We start from the raw sequence: 15607 nt of genomic DNA, 5'->3' as shown, positions 1-15607 counted from the left end.
AAGCTCTAACGGTACACCAGCACCGGGATTTTGGAGTAGGCCAGCACCTTCTGCGTTTCGCTGCCCAGAAGCAATGCGCCCACCCCGTGGCGCCCGTGAGATGCCATGAAGATCAGGTCGCTGCCTGTTGCTTCCGCCGCCTGAATGATAAGCTCGTAGGGTCGTGTGCCGGTCAGAACCATTCGCTCGCAGGAAGCACCTGCCTCTGCCACGATGGCTTGTGCAGCATCTAGAATGTCCTTGGCTCCACTGTCGAGTCTGCTCTGGATTTCCTGGGTAACGTGCGCACCGCTCACTGCACCAAGCCCTGCATAAACCGAAGGCGCCTCGGGCTGGGCATAGATGAGGGTAATGCGTGCCTGCGTCTCCTTGGCATAGGAGGCAGCCCGCGCCACGCTGCTTTGCGACAGGGCTGAGCCATCGGTGGGTACAAGAATGTGCTTGAACATGTAGGTAGCTTTCAGGCTTAGTTGAATTTTCTTGATTCATGACACGCCGCCGTGCCCTCACCCCAGCCCTCTCCCGGAGGGAGAGGGAGTTTCGTGTGATTGTTAGCCAGCGTTCATAAAATGCGCGGACGCTGGATCAGTGTCCACCCGCGCCAGGTTCAATGGCTCGCGTGGGCCTGGGGGCGATCCAGATGATGGCGGCGGCGATGAAAAACATCACGGCTATGCCGGTCATGACCTGGTTGGTCGACAACATGCCGCTTTGCGACACGATCAGGTAATCCACGACTTGCGTGGCCGTCTCTCCCGACGCGCCCGATTGCTGCAACATGCTCTGCACACTGCCGTCACGGTCGGCAAGACCCACCAGCTCAGCGTGGTTGCGCGTGGTCTGGTTGGCCCACACCGTGGTCACCACCGACGTGGCAAAAGCACCTGAGAGCGTGCGCAGAAAGTTCATGAGTCCGGCCGCAGAGTCCATCTCGCGTTCGTCCACACTGCCCAAGGCGATGCCCGTGGTCGGTATGAAGAAGAACGGCAGCGCGAAGCCCATGACCGCCAGCGGAATGGCAATGTCCCAGAATGCCATGTCGCTATTGGCCACCGTGCGCCAGAGCGTGACCAGTGCCATCCACAGCACACCAAAGAACACCAGTGCGCGCGGATCCCGCTTGCTTGAAGCCACGATGGGCGCCACGAGCAGGGCGGTGACGCCAGTCCATGCGGTTGCCAAGCCTGCGTCGGTGGCGGTGTAGCTCATGAAGCTTTGCAGCCACAAGGGCGTGAGCACGCTCACCCCGAAGAAGGCGGCATAGGCCACGCTCACCGTGAGGACGGCGGCATTGAAGCCCCGGTGCCTGAACACGCGCAGATCCACCACAGGGTGCTTCTCATGCAACTCCCAGATCAGGAAGGCTGCAAAGCCCACCACAGCAATGATGGTCAATGCCACGATCTGGCTGGAGGCAAACCAGTCAAGGTTCTTGCCTTCGTCCAGCACCAGTTGCAATGCCACCACCCAGACCAGGAGCAGCACCAGGCCGACCTTGTCGAAGGGGTTGCGTACGGGAGCATCCTGATAGTGCTTCAGAAGCTTCCAGGCACCCAGGCCGAAGCCGATGGCAATGGGAGCATTGATGAGAAACACCCAGTTCCAGGTGAAATCATCAACCAGCCAGCCGCCCAGGATAGGGCCCACGACGGGTGCCACGAGTGTCGTCATGGACCAGAGTCCGATGGCTGCACCTGCCTTCTCTTTGGGAAATATTCGAAGCATCAGCGTTTGCGAAAGCGGCATCAGCGGGCCGCCGCTCAAGCCCTGGAAAACACGCGCCACCACCAGCATGCCAATGGAGTTGGAGAGGCCGCAGACGATGGAGAAAATGCCGAACAGCAGCATCGACACCACGAAGACGCGCACCGCACCGAAACGTGCGGCGAACCATCCGGTAAGTGGTACTGTGATGGCCTCACCCACCGCAAAAGAGGTGATGACCCAGGTGCCCTGGCTGGCGGCAGCGCCAAGCGCACCGGCAATGTTGGGCACCGCCACGTTGGCGATGGTCATGTTCAGCACCGCAATGAAGTTGGCCGAAGCCAGCATCAATGCGGCCACCACCAGCATGGGGCCGCTGAGCGGCGCCACGCCGTCGTGGGCGGCTGGCGCGCCGGGCGCCGTCGTCGATTGACCCATGGTGGTTGCCCCGCTCAATTCGCAGCAATGCGTGGTGTGTCAGCTTGAGTGGCAGCCTGCTGAGCGCCCGTGCGTGTGTCGATCTCGGCGCTCATCGACAGGCCCACTTTGAGCGGGCTGTCCTGCAATTGCGCCGGGTCCAGTCTGATGCGCACCGGCAGGCGCTGCACCACCTTGATCCAGTTGCCCGTGGCGTTCTGCGCTGGAATGGCGGCAAACGCTGCACCCGAGCCACCCGAGAAGCCTTCGACCACACCCCGGTAGGTGACGTCTTTGCCGTAGATGTCGGCATGCAGCTTCACGCTCTGGCCTATGCGCACTTTTTCCAGTTGCACTTCTTTGAAGTTGGCGTCGACATAGATCTCGTTCACAGGTACCACGACCATGAGCGGCATGCCGGGTTGAACGCGTTGACCCAGCTGCACCATGCGCTTGGCCACCACACCATCCAGCGGGGCACGGATGATGGTGCGTTCCAGGTCTACCTTGGCTTGATCGAGGCGAGCACGTGCGGAAGCCACTTCAGGGTTGGTGTCCACGGTGCTGTTGCTGATCAGGGCCGCGTTAGCTTCCTTCGCTGCGACCGCCGAGCGCTGGTTGGCCGTGACTTGCGCGGCAGCGGCTTTGGCGGCAGCCAGTTGTGCGGTGGCGGCGTCATGACTGTTCTTGGCGCGCGTGAGTTCGTCGCCCGACACAGAGCCAGATTCCACCAGTTTCTGGCGCCGTTGCAGGTCCACTTTGGCTCGTTCGAAGTCCGCTTGCGCCGCGGCCAACTGGGCGCTTGCACGTTGGGCATCGGCCGCACGCGCGCTGATCTGGGCATCCAGGTTGAGGTCGTTGGCCATGTAGCTTTTGACGCGGCGGGTAGCGCGGTCAAGCTCGGCACTGGCTTGCGCCACGGCCAACTGGGCGTCGGTAGGGTCGATCACCAGCAACACATCGCCTTGCTTGACAGCCTGGGTGTCGCTCACTTTGACTTCCAGTACGGTGCCACCCACGGAAGGGGTGATCTGCGCAACTTCAGCGGCAGCGTAGGCGTTGTCGGTAGAGACAAAATGCGACGCATGCAGCTTCCAGTAGGCAGTGGCGCCCGCCGCCGCCAGCACCACCACGCCGCCCAGGACAGCCAGGCGGATGTTGCGGCGCTTTTTCATGAGGGCATCAGCGGCAGATTCGTTTTGATTTTCAGACATGGTGTTTCTTGTATGGGGTATGTAGCCGGGTCGAGCGTTGTTCTTCGTCGGTTGTTTTAGGGTTACGGCTTTGCACTGGCCAAGGCATTGGCGGCGCTGGATTGGTAACCGCCGCCCAGGACACGCTGCAGGTCGATGTCGAGCGTCAGCGATGCGGCGCGCAGGTTCGTCTGTGCGCTCAGTGCACCCAACAGGCTGTCTTCTGCGGTCAGCACTTCCAGGTAGGTGGCCAAGCCTCCTTCGTAGCGGTGGCCGACCACGCGGTGCGCCTCCGTGGCGGCGTCGACAGCTTCTTGCGCTTTGCCGAGGCGCTCTCCTAGGGCTTTCTGGCTCACCGCGTTGTTTGCGACGTCTTGCAACGCACGCGCCACGGTGGCGTTGTACTGGGCCACAGCTTCGGCGTAGCCGGCATGCTCGGCACGGAGCTGACCTTGAAGGCGTCCCGCGCTGAAAATCGGCAGAGAAATGGCCGGGCCTATGCTGGCAATGGAGGAACCACTCCTGGCCAGCAGATCGAGCCCCAGCGACTGCACGCCCACTAACGCCGAGAGGTTGATGTTGGGGTAGAACTCCGCCTTCTTCTGGTCAATGCGCCTGGCTTGCGCTTCTGCCCTCCACCGCGCTGCGACCACTTCAGGGCGGCGGCCCAGCAAGTTGGCCGAGAGCTCTGAGGGCAGACCGAAGGCCCGGGTCAGCCGGAGTTTCGGCGCTTCGATGGCCAAGCCACGATCAGGCCCTGCACCTAGCAGCACTGCCAAGCGGTTACGCTGCAGCCCAATCTGTTCGTCGAGGGCCAGCAGTTCACCTTCGGCCACGGCACGGCGGGCATCGGCATTGCGCAAGCCACCGCGCGTTTCCAGCCCATTGTCGAAGCGTTGCGCAAACAATCGTGCAGTGGTCTGGCGAATTTCCACCGCCCTCACGGCGGTTTCGCGGTTGGCGTACAAGCGGCTCAGCTCTGCGTAGTTTGATGCCACGCCTGCTGCCAACCATAGGCGCGCCTGGGCCAATTCGGCCTGACTGGCCTCAACGTCTGATGTGGCAACGGTGAGGGCAGCGCGGTTTTTGCCCCAGAAATCCAGATCCCACTGCATATTCACCGTGGCGCGGCCATAGTCGTTCATGCCCGATGGGGTCGCCTCGCGCGGGGTGAGGTAGTTATAGCTGAGCTTGTCCGCGGTGACTGAGGCATTGGCACTGACTTGCGGCTTGCTGGCCGCGCCAGCCAGTTGCACCACTGCGTCGGCGCGCTGCAAGCGTGCAGCGGCTACGGCTAGATCGGGCGACTCGGCCAGCGCCTCGGCAATCAGGGCGTTCAGCTGGGGGTCACCATAGGCCATCCACCACTCTTCGGCGGGCCACTGCGCTGTGGGCGCACTCAATGAACTCGTGGACTGGAACGCGTCTTGCTGCTTGGGCTGGGGCGTGGTGCCCAGTTCGGGCAACTGGGCACACCCCGCCAAAAACAGAGTTGCGCTGACAACAATCAGTGGCGAGCGCAGCTTGTACAAGGCGTTTGAGCGCGGCGAAATGCGGTGCGACATCAAGACTCCATAATTAAACTGAACCGTACAGTTTAGTTTGATTTTTTTGAATGATCAATCTAAACTGAACTGATGGGTTCACAATTCAGGAGTTGACATGCGTGCCAAAAGCGAGACAAGGCGACAGGCGATCCTGGAGGCCGCTTCTGACGTTTTTCAGGAAATGGGGTTCGAGCGAGCCACCATGGCGGCCATCTGCGAGAGGCTGGGCTACTCTAAGGCCACGCTTTACAACTACTTCTCGTCGAAGGAAGAGTTGTTCTCCGCCGTTGCCTTCGGCGCGACCGAGATCGAGTTCCAGGCCACCCTGTCCGCCCTGAACACCGATGTCGAGGACATGACCAAGGCCCTGGAAGATTTCGGCCGAGGCTTGCTCACCCTGCTCTACGCACCAGACGTACAGGCAGTACGCCGCATGATTGTGGCCGAGGCCGGACGTTCGGAACTGGGCAAACAGTGCTACAAACTCGGCCCAGTGCGCAGCGAAGCTGCCCTCGCCGCATTCTTGCAACAGGCCATGAAGTCTGGAAAGTTAAGACAGGCCGATGCCCGCATCGCCTCGTTGCATCTGCGAGCCCTGCTCGAATCCGAGCTGCTGGATCGTTTCCTGTTCCAGACGCTGGATCAAGTTTCCGCCAAAGAAATCAGGTCAATGGTCCAGCGCGCTGTCGCCATGTTCATGGCCGCTTATGGGCCCGCCTAGGCCACTCGGCGGCGCTGCCTTCAGGGGTCATAGTAAGGCCTCATAATGAACCAACCCGCCTGAGCGCATCCGGAGTTTTGCTGTCATGTTCATTCTTGTCCTCGGTCTTATTTTGTTTCTCGGCGTGCACTCCACACGCATCTTCGCCGAGGGCTGGCGCACTCAGACGATCGCGCGGGTGGGGGAGAAGCCCTGGAAGGGCGTCTACTCGGTGGTTTCGCTCCTCGGCTTCGCACTCATCATCTGGGGTTTCGGAATCGCTCGGCAGCAACCGGTCGTGCTGTGGTCGCCACCTGTGGCCATGAAGCATCTCAATTCGCTGTTCACGCTGCTGGCCTTCGTGCTCCTTGCAGCGGCCTATGTGCCGCGCAATCAGATCCGGTCCCGCCTTCATCATCCGATGGTGCTGGGAGTAAAGCTGTGGGCTTTTGGGCACCTGCTGGCTACCAGCACACTGGCCAACGCGGTGCTGTTTGGCGCTTTCCTGCTGTGGGCGATTCTGGACTTTCGGGCGGCCAGGCAGCGTGATCGTGCGCTGGGCACGGTCTACCAGCCCGGCACGCTGGCCGGGACGTTGATGGCGGTAGTTGCCGGCCTGGTCGCCTGGGCAGCGTTTGCGTTCTGGGCTCACGCGGCCTGGATTGGCATAGCACCCCTGGGGCGCTGAAGGGCAGCGCCTCCAAGAGGCCTGCTCAAAGACCTGATAATCAAAAGATGAACCCGGAATCCACTCACGACACGACACGCATTGACGACACGCGCATCGCAGCAGTGCGCCCTCTGATCACTCCTGCCTTACTGGTGGAGGATTTGCCCACACCAGAGCCAGCCCAGATACTGGTAGAAGAAAGCCGCGCAGCGATTTCGAAGGTGCTGCATGGCGCGGACGATCGGTTGGTCGTGGTGGTGGGGCCATGCTCCATTCACGATCATGACCAGGCCATGGAATATGCGCGCCGGTTGAAGGCCGAGGCTGATGCGCTGGCAAACGAATTGATCATCGTCATGCGCGTGTACTTCGAGAAGCCGCGCACCACGGTGGGCTGGAAGGGATATATCAACGACCCGCACCTGGACGGCAGCTTCGCCATCAATGAAGGGCTGCGGATGGCGCGCCGCCTGCTGCTGGACATTCTCGACGTGGGGCTCCCCGTGGGCTGCGAGTTTCTGGACTTGCTGAGCCCACAGTTCATCAGCGATCTGGTGAGCTGGGGAGCCATTGGCGCTCGCACCACCGAAAGCCAGAGCCATCGGCAATTGGCCAGTGGGCTGTCTTGCCCGGTGGGCTTCAAGAATGGCACCGATGGCGGTGTGAAAGTGGCGGCCGATGCGATCGTCGCGGCGCGCTCACCCCATGCGTTCATGGGCATGACCAAAATGGGCCAGAGCGCCATTTTCGAGACGCGAGGCAATGATGACTGCCACGTCATTTTGCGCGGCGGCAAGGCACCAAATTACTCCAGCGCGGATGTCGAAGCAGCGTGCGTGCTTTTGAAGTCAGCCGGCCTGCGCGAGCAGGTCATGATTGATGTGTCGCATGCCAACTCTTCCAAGCAGCATGCACGGCAGATTCTGGTGGCCAATGATGTGGCTCAGCAGGTGGCGGCGGGCGACGCACGCATCATGGGCTTGATGATTGAGAGCCATCTGGAAGAAGGCCGCCAGGACATCGTGCCTGACCAGCCACTGAAGCCAGGAGTTTCCATTACGGACGCCTGCATCAGCTTTGAGCAAACAGTACCGGTGTTGCGCGGGTTGGCCGAAGCCGTGCGCGCTCGCCGGGGCTGAGAAGACCCGTCAGCCCTCTTACCGGGGGCTGCGAGACGGCATGGGTCCGCGGCCATTGAGGTGCCGGAAATTGATGCGACCCTTGGACAAATCGTAAGGTGACAGCTCCAGCGAAACGCGGTCACCTGCCAAAATGCGGATGTGGTTCTTGCGCATTTTTCCCGCCGAGTAGGCAATTAGTTCATGCCCATTGTCCAGCGTGACACGAAAACGCGTGTCGGGTAGGACCTCGTTGACGACGCCCTGCATTTCAATCAGTTCTTCCTTGGCCATCAGTGGCTCCCCATGCGTTGAACAGACCCTGCCGGCCGGCACACACACAATGCACCGGCGTCGGCAAGAAAAGGGCAAAGCGGTCTTAGCGCACGGCGCACCGATTGTTCCAGCGGCTTGGCTTTTTTCACTATGCGCTGGCGCGCTTGCTCCCACTGACGCAACAACCGGGCTCCAGTAAGTTCGCCCTTTTTTTGACTAATTTAGAATTTTAAATCGAGAAAATTCTTTTTGCTGTTAGAAAAATCCAACGTTAGACAGGCACCTGTCTGGGGAACAGCTGCCATTTTCATCGCTTCTCTTTCTCCTGAATCACCTTCGTGTTCGTCTTGGGATTGACTGGTTCATTCAGGGCTATTGGACACTTCAGATGAGAAGCCTGCTCCCTCATACTTTTAAGGTCTGAGGCGATTGCGTCGAGCACGGGTGGTGGCAGCGTCTGCTGAAACTCATAGTCCAGGCGAGAAACTTCAGCGGAGAGATACCGACACGCCGCATCTCGCTGGCTGGGCCTGGCATCGGCCGCCAGAAAAGGCGCTGTGGCGGCCATCTTGTCTCTGGCGGGCTCCATGGACGCGCCCGCCGCACAAGCTTCATCGGTGTAGGTGACCTTGCCGTCAAGGATGCACTTCTGGATGCGACCGCCGACGACAGCAGGGGGCAAAGGCTCACCTGATGGGGCAGGTCTCGGGCTGGTTTTTGCCGGTTGCACGCTGACCGGACCAGGTGGTGCAAGATCCGACTCCGGGGTGGTTGAAGTGGGTCCGGCAACAGTGCCTTGCCCCTGCACCGTTTCAACACGCTGGGACTCAAGGTCGGCAACCCACCACTGATAGCCCCTATACCCTCCCAGGCCCAACAGCGCTATCGCGAACACGGCAATGATCCACCGCATCGAGGAACCTTCGGATTCCTGCAGAGGACCACGGGGGCGTTCGTTGAGGTTTTCCGCTTCCATGAAGATACAGCGCTGTAGCGTTACACGTACGATGATACGGCTTGTGTCTCTGCGCGCGCAAACCTGTCGATGCAAGCGCCGCATACCCCCATAGCATCAAGGGCATGACACGTAAGTGCCTCCCCCATTGGCGACAGCAATCATCCAGGTGGCCGATTGAAAATATTCAGGGCTTTGAATGGGACGGATCCCGGGCAAGGTGACATACCACCCAGTCATGATTCGTTGAGCACCGGCCGGCATGTCGCAGCCGGGCCATACCTGAACAACGCGCGAGGTCGCAAGCGTCTGAGCGTCCAGCCACGGACTCTTGGCCAAGTCGCCATCAATCAGCACAGCAGGCACCTCGTCAGAAGAACGCTGCAGCCGCTGTGCCAGGAGTCCGGTCACGCCATAAGGCCCGCTGAGAACTTGCACCGGTCCGCCCAGGTTTTCACGAGAAAATGCATCGGCCAAACGGGCTGCTTCGTCGAATGAGCGCTGCGACCAGGGGCAAACGCGCTCCGGGGAACAGGGTGTAGATGACCTCACTTGCCACAGCAGTAAACCGCTTTGCAGCAGGACGAAGATGCCGACAACCAGGGGCATCCTCCAGGGGGAGACTCTCAGAGAAGCCGTGAAAGCTGGCACGAGCACCATGATGGCCGGGATGGTCCACAGCCAGAATGCGGTGCTCCACTTGAATTGCAAGCGCATGCCGGTGGAAAGACCCAGCAAGACCATCAAAACCAGCGGGGAAAAGCCCAAAAGAAGCAGCAAATCGCGCGAGTAGGCACTGTCATGAGGGGACTCTCTGGTGCCATTCTCGACAACATTTGGTGGAACTGACGGCACTGAGTTGCCACCCCTGACCGGCCAGCGAACCGAATTTTTCAGCCCCAGCCAGGCCACCACGAGGAGCAGCCAAGCAGGCAGCAGACGGTTGCCCAGCCAGTCGAAGACCCACAACACGACGTGGGCGGGGCGTTCCTCCAAAGGCAGATGGGCGCCCAGCGAACTCTGGCTGGCGTACTGCAAAGGCAGCCAGTCCGACTCCACCAGCCACCAGATGTGCGGCATGAACACCACGATGGCGGCCAACGCAGCCAGCAACGCTCCCCAGACATGAACCTTCTGCCGCCAGCCACCTATGCGCAGCCACCACAGCACGACGCAGGCCCCCACCAAGGCAAACTGATATTTGGTAAGCAGCCCCAGCCCCATCAGCAACCCGATTCCCAGCCACGTTCGCATGCTTGGGGCCACGGCCACACGCCACATCAGGCAGGCCACGCCCGCCATCAGTGGAAGCATGACGGTGTTGTGGTTGTAAAGATCGTGCCTCTGCGTGGCATAGGTGATGCACATCGCGGCCAGCACCGACAACTGGGCAAATGCACGCCCACGCAGTTCGGTCAAAAGGCGGGCATATAGCCAGAGTGCCAGGGTCAGGCAGGCTGCACCCAGAATGGAAACCCATACGGCCGAGCGCCCCACCACGGCGTGCAGGGCGGCAGCCAGCCAGGTGGGTAGGGGTGGATGCTTGTAGTAGCCCCATGCGAGCCCTTGTGACCAGACCCACTGCTCTACGTTGTCAAGCGGAGGCGTATTCCTGGTAAATGCAAGAACCAGGAGCCATGACGAGGAAAAATGAGCAGCCCGGCGATCAACCCGACATCGGCGCCGTAGGACTGCCACGTGCGAGACGGCAGGCGTGCTGAAGGAGAAAACGTCTCAGTAGAGTTCATGCAAGGTGGGGGATGGCGCTGCGAAAAGATCACAATCTCAAGCGCCCAATCCTTGAGATCGAAAACAATCCACGGATTCTATTGATCCGCTCCCACCCGCGAGGACGTTACGGACAGGCTCTAAGACTGAACCCGCGCCGCACCCCGCTTCAACACCACCGGTATGGCACCCAAGCTCTTCTTGGAAAGCCACTGGGCCAGGGGAGCATCCAGGTAGTCGGCATGCCCCGGAAACCACTTGGCCAGCTCATCGGCAAAGCGCCTGCAGAGTTCCGTGTTTCCGCTGGCAAGAGCCTGCTTCACGTCACGGCCAGACGCCTGCACGGCGCCATGCTCGTCCACATGGCAGTCAGCTGCCGGGTAGCCGGTTTCGCGCATCCAGGTGGCTTCCTCGGCGAAATGCCTGTCCAGATGGTCCAGCACGGCGTCGAGCCGCCGAGCCAGATCGTGGTCTGCAGCCGCCTGCAGGGCGCTGACGACCTCCACGAACTCGCGGTGTGTGCCATCCATGGGGCCGTAACCGAGCAGGAGCATGTCGGTCCAGACCAAGGGTTTCTCTGAATTGCTGACATCCATAACCTGAAAACCTAACCTTTCATGAACAACATGATAGCAACGGCCACCAGGAAAAGGAGTATGAACCGGCGGAACAGAACTTCGTTCAGCCTCTGACGCACAGCCTGGCCCATTCGCATGCCCAGCAGCACCGGCACCATGGCCAGCAATGACAAGCCGACGTCTGCCCAGCTGATGCGGCCAAAAACCAGCATAGCCCCATAAAGTGGCAAAGACCCTGCAAGATACACCAGACTGATGCTACGGACGAACTCTTCGCGCGGCAACTTGAGTGCCATGAAGTAGGAAATCACGATCGGCCCAGTGAGCGATGAGGCTCCGCCGAGCAAACCTGCGAAGGCGCCTACCGCCAGCCCCCAGTAACGCTCTTGACCGGCGGGCACCGAAAGCCGCGCAGGCAGCGACATCAACAGCACCGCCAGAAGCACGGCTCCCGCGATCAAAATGTTCAGCTCGCGTGCCGGCAGATCGGCGGTCAGACGGACGGTCAGAACCGTGACCACGAGCTGCGTCACGATCAAACCGCGAAAACGGCGCCAGCCAGCAAACCCTAATCCGCCGCTCCTGGCCTGAACGAGGTTCGACCAGATGACCGGAACGCTCAGCAAGCCTATCGCTCGGCCAGAAGGAAGCCACAGCGAAAGAATGGGAACTGACACGAGGGGCAGGCCTACACCGAGGGCGCCCTTGATGATCCCGCCAAGCACGAGTGCCGCGGCGGACCACCACCAAATGGAGAACTCCGAGTCCAATCAGTTCGCAGCGATCTGGGCCGCTTTACCCGCTTTGGCCATGGCTTCGTTCTCGCGCTGGATGACCTTGAGATATTCAGCCGGGCCAGCACCCACGGGCTCTATCACTGCATCATTGAATGACTTGATCAGTTCAGGCATCTTGACCACTTCGGAGATTTCCTTGCTGATGCGGTCGATGGCGAACTGCGGTGTATCCTTGCTTCCCAGAACCCCCACCACCACGGCAAAGTTGAAGTTAGGCACGGTTTCAGCCACCGCGGGAATATCTGGCGCCTGCTTGGAGCGCTCCAGCGCATTACTTGCCAACAGTTTGACCTGACCGGCCTTCACAAAGCCTGCAATTGAAGGCAGTGCCGCGACGGAAAACTCCACTTGACCACCCACCAGAGCCGGGGTGGACTGACCAGAACCACGGAACGGAATGTGCCGCACATCCAGGTTCAGGGCGGCCTTGAGCGCCTCCATGGTCAGATGGTGGGTGCTTCCAATGCCGGAAGAGCCGTAGGAAAATTCCCCAGGTTTTGCCTTGACTGCGTCCACAAACTCCTTGAAGCTGTTAACCCCTGATTTGGGGTGGGCCACGATGAAGAGCGGGGAGGTGGCGATCATCGACACAGGCACCAGTTCATTACCGATGCGGTATGTGGCGCTCTTGTTGATCTGCGGGGTGATCGAAAGCATCGATCCGTCCGACACAATGAACGCATGCCCGTCCGAGGGGGTGCTTTGCAGGAGCGCCTGATAAGCCACCACACCATTGCCGCCGGGCTTGTTGTCTACCACCACGGACTGGCCCAGGCGCTCGGTAAGACGCTGCGAAACCCAACGAGCCACCGTGTCTGGCAGGCCACCAGGCGCGTAGGGCACGATGAACTTGATCGGCTTGGACGGATAAGTTTGCGCGCTCGCCCCCATAGGGATAGACGCCAGCGCGACGGCAACGCCAAATGCAGACCAGATGTATCTCACCATGGATTGTTTCCTGTTGTATGAGTTGCGCTCACCCGTCGCTACAGATGATGGAAGTGACTTGCGCAAAAATGATTAGCTTCCTAAGATATAAAGTCTGACGCAAGCATTGATGCTTGTCAAGACACGGAATCCCTCAGACATGCCTACCGCCATGAATACAGACACGATTTTTTCACGCCTAATAGTGACCCGATCTGAACCTGCCGCGCAGGGTATCCAGTTGTTCGAGTTTCGTCATCCTGAGGGGGCTGCGCTTCCGCCCGCCACCCCAGGCGCACACATCAAGGTCAAGACGCCCTCCGGCCATACACGCCAGTATTCACTTTGCAACGCCCCCGATGAGACAGACCGATACGTCATTGCCGTCAAGCGGGAGGCGCAGGGCAGGGGCGGATCCATGAGCATGGTCGATCAGCTCAAGGTAGGGGACACCGTGGAGGTCGGCGGGGTAGAAAACCTTTTCGAGCTCGACGAACGGGCAAGAAGCTTCATTCTTGTCGCAGGTGGCATTGGCATCACGCCCGTGCTCGCCATGGCGCGCACACTGCTTGCCGAAGGTGAGCGCAAGTTCAAACTCTACTATCTCACGCGCGATCCCGAAAGCACGGCGTTCCTGGACGAGATCAAGAACTCAGACCTCAAGTCCCACGTCGTCATTCATCATGACAGAGGCGACCCGTCCAACTCCTATGACCTCTGGCCAGCACTGGAAAAACCCGGCACGCTCACAGGCCAGCATGTTTATTGCTGCGGCCCCCGCGGTCTGATGGATGCGGTGCGAGACATGACGGGACACTGGCCGAGCAGCACCGTCCATTTTGAAAGCTTTGGCGGCGACACCAAGATTCACGCGGACGACCAGGCTTTTACAGTTCGCCTGGCAAAATCCGGGATGGACCTGGAAATTCCCGTGGGCCGCTCCATCCTTGAGGTCGCACGCGAGCATGGCATCCACGCGGCCAGTTCATGCGAAAGCGGCACCTGTGGCACCTGCAAGACGGCCCTGCTGGAGGGAGAGGCGGATCATCGGGACATGGTGCTGCTTGACGAGGAAAAGTCTAGTCACATCATGATCTGCGTCTCCCGCGCAAAGGCGGGCAGATTGGTGATCGACTTATGAGCGCTCCGGCCCCCATTCGCTTTGGCGTGCTCGGCATGGGGCGCGCATTCACGCTCATGCTGCCGACGTTCCTGGGCGACCAGCGCGTCCGGCTTGTAGCGGCTTTCGACCCCAGGGCTTCCGCCAGGAGCGCGTTTGAATCCGTGTTTGGCGGCAAGGCATGCGCCACTGAAGAAGAGGTGTGCGCCGACCCGAGCGTAGAGTGGATTTATGTGGCCACGCCGCATCAGCTCCACACAAGGCACGTGGAAATGGCAGCCGCACATGGCAAGCACGTGCTTGTTGAGAAGCCATTGTCCATTACGCTGGAAGAAGGCGCGCGGATGGTGGATGCCTGTAAAAAAGCAGGTGTTTGGCTGATCGTCGGTCATAGTCATAGCTTCAACACCCCCGTGCTGAATGCGCGAGAGTTGGTCGCAGGCGGCCAGTATGGCGAGGTTCGCATGATTGAAGCGCTGCAGTACACGGACTTCATGTATCGGCCGAGAAGGCCCGAAGAGCTTGATACCCGCCAGGGTGGCGGCGTGGTCTTCAGCCAAGCGGCTCATCAGGTCGACATGGTTCGCTTGTTGGGCGGAGGTCTTGTCGACTCGGTTCGGGCGCGTCTAGGGCGCTGGGATCCCAGGCGCCCGACCGAGGGCGCCTACAGCGCGCTTCTGAGCTTCAAGGGAGGGGCTTTTGCATCGATCAGCTACAACGGCTATGGTTTTTTTGATACGGATCGATGGATGAACGGCACCGGTGAAATGGGGACACCCAAAGCGCTCGATTCCCACCAGCAAACGCGCGCCCGACTCACCAATGCCCGCGATGAAGCCGCCGAGGTGGCACTCAAGGCCGAACGCAATTTCGGCGGTAGCGCCTTCAAGCTACCCACCCCCCAGCCACCGGCCGCATTTCAGCATTTTGGGCCTGTCATCGTAAGCTGTGATGACGCTGATCTGCGATTGACGCCGTCAGGAGTGGAGGTGATCGACGCCAGTGGCACGCAACTCCTTGCCACTCCACTGCCCCCGGTCCCACGTGCGGAGGTGATTGACGAGGTATGGCGAGCGGGCCGTGAAGAATGTCCGCCGTTGCATGATGGAGAATGGTCACTTGCCACCGTAGAGGTTTGCCTGGCCATGCTGGAATCGGACGCCAGCCGGCGCGACATTCCACTATGCCATCAGGTCACTCCCTCCCGCATGCCAAATGCCCACCCAAGATAGCACCAAAGCCGTTCTTCAACACTGGCGAGAGACCCTCCCCAAAGATCGCCTGGCTCACCTCGTCCGTGATGTCGCCAGGATGCAAACCAAAGCGCTTCAAGCCAGGTTGGTTGAACACGGCGTGTCGTTTGGACACTGGGCATTCCTGCGCATTCTGTGGATCCAGGATGGGCAGACCCAGCGACAACTAAGTGAAGCAGCCGGCGTGATGGAGCCCACCACCTTCAGTGCGGTCAAGGCCATGGAAGCCCTGGGCCTGATTGAGCGGCGGCACTTGGCGGGTAACCGCAAAAACATGCACGTCTTCCTGACCGACAAAGGACGCGCGCTCGAGTCTGTACTGGTTCCTCTGGCCGAAGAGGTCAACGCCATCTGCGTGCAAAGCATGAGCCCCCGCACGGTGGCCACCGTGCGCAAGGCCTTGCTTGAGATGATCGAGAACCTGGCAGCAGATGAGGCTGAAGGAACTGAACCCACCTGAGTCAACGCTGAACATGTCTGCGGGCAGTTCAGTTCACGACAATCCTTTTTTATTACTGGGGTCACTGCGCGCATTTGGGAACGCCGGGCATAAGCAACCTGCACCTTGCAAATACTTAGATATCGAATAATAATTGCGGCGTGACGTTCAGATAGGAGACTAGT

At 60.2% G+C, this 15607-nt stretch carries 16 protein-coding genes; 6 read left to right on the top strand and 10 right to left on the bottom strand.

Annotated features, from left to right (window positions below; all coding sequences use genetic code 11):
* Positions 1-5: 5 nt before the first annotated feature.
* From AAAK34_RS02170 to AAAK34_RS02155, 4 genes are all read right to left on the bottom strand, one after another.
* Entirely contained in the window at positions 6-449 is a 444-nt protein-coding gene (locus tag AAAK34_RS02170; protein WP_231696539.1) for a universal stress protein, read from the bottom strand.
* A gap of 136 nt (positions 450-585) precedes the next feature.
* The gene (locus tag AAAK34_RS02165) at positions 586-2142 is read right to left on the bottom strand and encodes a DHA2 family efflux MFS transporter permease subunit (RefSeq protein WP_231696538.1); all 1557 of its coding nucleotides are present in this window, start codon (positions 2140-2142) and stop codon (positions 586-588) included.
* A gap of 14 nt (positions 2143-2156) precedes the next feature.
* Positions 2157-3335 (bottom strand): HlyD family secretion protein, encoded by a 1179-nt coding sequence (locus AAAK34_RS02160; protein ID WP_231696537.1) that lies wholly within the window; start codon positions 3333-3335, stop codon positions 2157-2159.
* A 62-nt stretch (positions 3336-3397) separates the two neighbouring features.
* Positions 3398-4879 (bottom strand): efflux transporter outer membrane subunit, encoded by a 1482-nt coding sequence (locus AAAK34_RS02155; RefSeq protein ID WP_231696536.1) that lies wholly within the window; start codon positions 4877-4879, stop codon positions 3398-3400.
* A 97-nt stretch (positions 4880-4976) separates the two neighbouring features.
* On the opposite strand from AAAK34_RS02155, the gene AAAK34_RS02150 reads away from it, so the two are divergent.
* The 3 genes from AAAK34_RS02150 to AAAK34_RS02140 all read left to right on the top strand — a co-directional run bounded on the left by AAAK34_RS02150 (position 4977) and on the right by AAAK34_RS02140 (position 7370).
* On the top strand, positions 4977-5582 hold the full coding sequence (locus AAAK34_RS02150) for a TetR/AcrR family transcriptional regulator (RefSeq protein ID WP_231696535.1): 606 nt from the start codon (positions 4977-4979) through the stop codon (positions 5580-5582).
* 85 nt (positions 5583-5667) lie between these two features.
* Positions 5668-6249 (top strand): NnrU family protein, encoded by a 582-nt coding sequence (locus AAAK34_RS02145; RefSeq protein ID WP_231696534.1) that lies wholly within the window; start codon positions 5668-5670, stop codon positions 6247-6249.
* Positions 6250-6296: 47 nt separating this feature from the next.
* A complete protein-coding gene (locus AAAK34_RS02140; RefSeq protein ID WP_231696533.1) occupies positions 6297-7370 on the top strand; it encodes a 3-deoxy-7-phosphoheptulonate synthase in 1074 nt (357 codons plus the stop codon).
* A gap of 18 nt (positions 7371-7388) precedes the next feature.
* On the opposite strand, the gene infA is transcribed toward AAAK34_RS02140, so the two are convergent.
* The 6 genes from infA to AAAK34_RS02110 all read right to left on the bottom strand — a co-directional run bounded on the left by infA (position 7389) and on the right by AAAK34_RS02110 (position 12631).
* The gene (gene infA / locus AAAK34_RS02135) at positions 7389-7643 is read right to left on the bottom strand and encodes a translation initiation factor IF-1 (protein ID WP_231696532.1); all 255 of its coding nucleotides are present in this window, start codon (positions 7641-7643) and stop codon (positions 7389-7391) included.
* Between the two features lie 289 nt (positions 7644-7932).
* The gene (locus AAAK34_RS02130; protein WP_231696531.1) at positions 7933-8601 is read right to left on the bottom strand and encodes a hypothetical protein; all 669 of its coding nucleotides are present in this window, start codon (positions 8599-8601) and stop codon (positions 7933-7935) included.
* Positions 8602-8697: 96 nt separating this feature from the next.
* Entirely contained in the window at positions 8698-10278 is a 1581-nt protein-coding gene (locus AAAK34_RS02125; protein WP_431777693.1) for a glycosyltransferase family 39 protein, read from the bottom strand.
* A 170-nt stretch (positions 10279-10448) separates the two neighbouring features.
* Positions 10449-10904 (bottom strand): bacteriohemerythrin, encoded by a 456-nt coding sequence (locus AAAK34_RS02120; protein ID WP_431777692.1) that lies wholly within the window; start codon positions 10902-10904, stop codon positions 10449-10451.
* 11 nt (positions 10905-10915) lie between these two features.
* Complete coding sequence (locus AAAK34_RS02115) at positions 10916-11656, bottom strand: sulfite exporter TauE/SafE family protein (RefSeq protein WP_431777691.1); 741 nt, start codon at positions 11654-11656, stop codon at positions 10916-10918.
* Positions 11657-12631, bottom strand: a complete 975-nt coding sequence (locus AAAK34_RS02110; protein WP_231696527.1) for a tripartite tricarboxylate transporter substrate binding protein — start codon at positions 12629-12631, stop codon at positions 11657-11659.
* Between the two features lie 151 nt (positions 12632-12782).
* Here AAAK34_RS02110 and AAAK34_RS02105 point away from each other — a divergent pair, with 151 nt between their 5' ends.
* From AAAK34_RS02105 to AAAK34_RS02095, 3 genes are read left to right on the top strand one after another with little or no spacing between them, the layout of a single operon-like run.
* Positions 12783-13751 (top strand): PDR/VanB family oxidoreductase, encoded by a 969-nt coding sequence (locus AAAK34_RS02105; protein ID WP_431777690.1) that lies wholly within the window; start codon positions 12783-12785, stop codon positions 13749-13751.
* Positions 13748-14962: a Gfo/Idh/MocA family oxidoreductase gene (locus AAAK34_RS02100; RefSeq protein WP_431777689.1), complete on the top strand. Its 1215-nt coding sequence runs from the start codon at positions 13748-13750 to the stop codon at positions 14960-14962. The genes AAAK34_RS02105 and AAAK34_RS02100 overlap by 4 nt, the downstream gene beginning before the upstream one ends.
* A complete protein-coding gene (locus tag AAAK34_RS02095; protein WP_431777688.1) occupies positions 14946-15443 on the top strand; it encodes a MarR family winged helix-turn-helix transcriptional regulator in 498 nt (165 codons plus the stop codon). The genes AAAK34_RS02100 and AAAK34_RS02095 overlap by 17 nt, the downstream gene beginning before the upstream one ends.
* Positions 15444-15607 lie beyond the last annotated feature (164 nt).

The sequence above is a fragment of the Ottowia caeni genome, from assembly GCF_050821495.1.
In the GTDB taxonomy this organism is placed as follows: Bacteria; Pseudomonadota; Gammaproteobacteria; order Burkholderiales; family Burkholderiaceae_C; genus Ottowia; species Ottowia caeni.
The sequence above is the reverse complement of the archived record's forward strand: the minus strand, read 5'-3'. Positions and strand labels throughout refer to the sequence as shown.